Source organism: Moorena sp. SIO2C4 (genome assembly GCF_010672485.1).
In the GTDB taxonomy this organism is placed as follows: domain Bacteria; phylum Cyanobacteriota; class Cyanobacteriia; order Cyanobacteriales; family Coleofasciculaceae; genus Moorena; species Moorena producens.
Genome location: NZ_JAAHGN010000744.1, coordinates 1 through 3,838, shown reverse-complemented (window position 1 = coordinate 3,838; position 3,838 = coordinate 1). Strand labels below are relative to the sequence as shown.

The following is a 3,838-nucleotide window of genomic DNA, read 5'->3' as shown; positions in this document are numbered from 1 at the left end:
TGTTAAGTATTAAGTCAAACTTTACACTATCAAATTATCGAATAAACCTAACTAATAAGTAGTCAAACGGACGGGATATAATTCCCACAAACACCAAACTTATTCAGCAGGTGCGCTTGACCTTGGCGAATTTAATTCGCCATCTGAATTTGGCATGACTCCTGTTGGTGCTGGTTCCGATTGAGCATGAGATCTTGAGGGCAAAATTACATGGTTAACAACATGAATAATGCCGTTACTGGCTTCAATATCTGCTTGAGTTACCTGAGCATTGTTGACAGTAACATTACCGTCTTCACCCACGTGTACTGCCACCGATTTTCCAGCCATAGTGATAATTTCTCCCGACTGGATTTGACTGCTAGGAACTGCACCACTTACAACATGATACTCTAGCAGCTTTACCAGTACCTCTTTGTTTTCTGGTTGTAGTAGACTGTCTAAGGTATTTGCTGGCAGTGCAGCAAAAGCGTCATCGGTGGGAGCAAAAACAGTGTAGGGTCCTTCACCAGCCAAGGTTTCCGTTAAGCCTGCTGCCTCAATTGCTTTAACAAGGGTTTGGAATTGATCATTGCTCGCAGCTTGCTCTACAAGGTTACTGGCTGTAGATTCAGCCTCAGTGGTAGCTGGCATTTCTACCTTTTCACCCTCTTGAAGGGGTTTGCTCAAGGAATCGGGGGCGCTTTCTACCATAGACTCAGTTGCACCATTGACAGCATCTTTAACTGAGTTTTCGGTTTTTTCTTGCGCTATTGCCGGGAAACTGATCAGAGCACTTAATCCCAGAATACCTGTTAGCAACTTAATGCGAGTTTTCATTTAGATCATCTCTCCTGAATGCTAGGTATGGTTAACGCTTTCCAACTAATTTATCGAGCTATAGTGACCGAGGTATAGATAAGCATTCAGCATTCAGCATTCAGCTATCAGCTTATGTGCTACATCACAGCGTCGAAGCCTGTGCCACCCACGCTACTTGAGGTGCTTTTGAATAAAACAAGTAAGCATTGGTTTAATTTCTGTTACGTCAGCTGACGGCTGTTTGCGTAGCGTGAGCTCAAAGCTCACGGCTGACGGCTGAATACTTAACATTCTCACTGATTGGAAAGCTAATTTAGATCAAGTCTAGAAGCCTGATGATTAATTAACCAAATTTTCCGACCATTCCCCATTCCCCATTCCCAAAAGGGGGAGTTTATCTGTTGCAGGTATTTAGAGAATTGGTATTGGTATTTGGTATTGGTATAAGAAGGATGATTTCCTCCTAGGCACAATCTGCCTATAGACGTTTTGGCAAGTTCTCCGAAAATTTTGAGGGTGCCAGAGTCTAAATTACCCTGAATTTCATCTTGTGCCTGTTGGGGGGTTAGACCTGCTAGAATCAAGCCTGTAAATACCCACCCTAACCCGGAACTATTGTTATTGTTTAGTATTTGCTGCATTTGATTCACCACAGTACCTCCCAACTAAATTGATGATTTCCTGGGCTTCATATTTTGAGATTATTACCCAAAAGTAAAAAATTCGGTAAGGATAGAAATTAGGGAGTAGGGATTAGGGAAATGGTATAATGATCAGACAATAAAATCCCAACCTAGAAGCTATTTTCCTAAACCAGCGGTAAACGTATCTCAAAGCAGCTACCAACCCCAACCTCAGACGTAAGGGTGATTTTTCCCCCATGATTGTGAGTGATTGCTTGAGCGATCGCAAGTCCCAAGCCCGTACCCCTCTCTCGGCGAGAACGAGCTTTATCCGCACGCCAGAAGCGATCAAACACAAAAGGCTGATGTTCAGGGGCAATACCAATGCCAGTGTCCTCAATCATGACCAGGGCACAGCGATTCTGTTTGGCAACAGTAAGAACCACTTTTCCTTTAGGGGGTGTGTATTGCAGGGCATTCTCTAGCAAGTTGGAAAATAAACGGGTCAGTTGCCCTTCATCCCCAATGACAGACACTGTTGTCAGGCAGTGATATTCCAAGGTAATCTGCTTATCTTGAGCAAATGATTCTAACAATTCCACCACATTCTGCAAAACTGTGTTGAGGGAAATTGGGACTGACTTTCGGGTCGGAATTGACAAAGCAGCATCAGTGCGAGCTAAAAATAGTAAGTCTTCTGCTAAGTTGCTCATCTGATCCGTCGCGCTAGCAATAGCCACTAACTTCTTAGCATCCTTGGGATGAATTCGCTCAGGATGATTTCGCATCACATCCACAGAGGCTTTAATTGCTGTCAGAGGACTGCGCAATTCATGGGAGGCATCAGCAGTAAACTGTTTAAGCTGCTTAAAACTTTGCTCAATCGGCTCAAGAGCTTTCTGGGTCAGCCAAAGTCCACCGATACCAACAAACCCTAGAGCGATCATTCCTCCCATTCCTAATCCCCAAAATAGTTGGCTTTGGACAATTTCTACATCCTCTGTGGATTGACTGGCTCGAATATAGCCCTCTAGGGATGGTTGGCTTGGTTTCGAGGTGTCCTTAAAAACAGAAATTGTAAACGTCCTAATTGGCTCTGATGTCTCGGGGAGTTGTAGAGTCCACGAACCCAGTTTTGGCGGGAAACTCAACACAATCGCACCTCGGCTTGCCAATAGTTTACCCTTATCATCAAACCATTCTAGGCTTTGTTGATCTCGGTTAAATATATCTCGCCAGGGGACTTCATCAACTTGTTCAATGTATTGACTCCCTTTCTCTTCTACTTCAGTAAATGAGGGGGCGGCGGATTGGGCTAAAGTCCGTAGTTTTTTGTCAAGTTGCTGGTACAGACTCTGTGTTAAAAAAACATACACACCCGCACCAAATACACTCAAAATTGCGGCCATTACCATCAGGTAATACAACAAAAGACGCCAGCGCAGACCTTTAAACATATGGTAATTAGTAATTAGTAATTAGTAATATAAAACGAATTTTAAGTGCGTTTTATCAAGGAAAAAAGCAAAAGGCAAAAGGCAAAAGGCAAGGGTGCATCTTAAACTTGTAAATCTATAACTAAAGGAAGTGTGGGGCGGGGGCGCGGGAAGTGTGGGGCGGTTGGGGAGAGGGGGAGATAGGAACCCACCCCTAACCCCTCCCAGGAGGGGAATATAGGGAGATGGGGGAGATTTTTATTAAGGGTAATGTCATAACATGATATTATACTTCTATTGTCCTGAGTGTTTTTGCATGCATTGAGATGCACCCAAAGGCAAAAGGGGAGTGTTATCTATCTTTTTTATTTGATTTTACGCTATATACAGTTTAAATGCACAACAGCTTAATCGGTAATTAGTAATTGGTAATTGGTAATTGGTAACTGACCCAACTATACTTGATATCATTCCTTAGTTCAGGAATACCGTCAACCTGCCAACCTGCCAACTTTAAACCTGCCAACCTGCCAACTTTAAACCTGCCAACCTGCCAACTTTAAACCTGCCAACCTGCCAACCTTAAACAGTAACAACTGAATAGTTAGATTAGGGTTTTTCTTTCAGACGATAACCCAAACCATAGACTGTCTCAATTAAATCAGAAGGAGCTCCTGCTGCCTCCAGTTTCTGTCGTAAACCTCGGATATGAGCTTTAACGGTTGCTTCTTCTGGTAGTCGTTCAAAGGACCAGAGGTTTTCCAGGATTTGAGCACGGCTAAACACACGGCGAGGATGGCGCAGGAAAAATTCCAGCAGAGCATACTCTTTTGGACTTAGGGACAAGAGGCGGTCTTCATAGAACACTTCACAGGTACTGGGGTCAAGGCGGAGAGAATCCCATTCCAGTACAGGTGGTAAGGTAGTATTTCCCCGGCGCAGTAAGGCCCGAATCCTAGCGGACAACTCCCCTAAATA

At 43.7% G+C, this 3,838-nt stretch carries 4 protein-coding genes; all 4 read right to left on the bottom strand.

What is annotated here, in order from left to right; translation table 11 throughout:
* Nucleotides 1–99: 99 nt before the first annotated feature.
* Nucleotides 100–819: a fasciclin domain-containing protein gene (locus F6K20_RS28275; RefSeq protein WP_008181327.1), complete on the bottom strand. Its 720-nt coding sequence runs from the start codon at nt 817–819 to the stop codon at nt 100–102.
* 290 nt (nt 820–1,109) lie between these two features.
* A complete protein-coding gene (locus F6K20_RS28270) occupies nt 1,110–1,442 on the bottom strand; it encodes a hypothetical protein (protein WP_131826965.1) in 333 nt (110 codons plus the stop codon).
* A 167-nt stretch (nt 1,443–1,609) separates the two neighbouring features.
* Nucleotides 1,610–2,881, bottom strand: a complete 1,272-nt coding sequence (locus tag F6K20_RS28265) for a sensor histidine kinase (RefSeq protein WP_008181323.1) — start codon at nt 2,879–2,881, stop codon at nt 1,610–1,612.
* A gap of 588 nt (nt 2,882–3,469) precedes the next feature.
* A partial coding sequence (locus F6K20_RS28260; protein ID WP_287296889.1) for a winged helix-turn-helix domain-containing protein occupies nt 3,470–3,838 on the bottom strand: 369 nt, incomplete at its 5' end.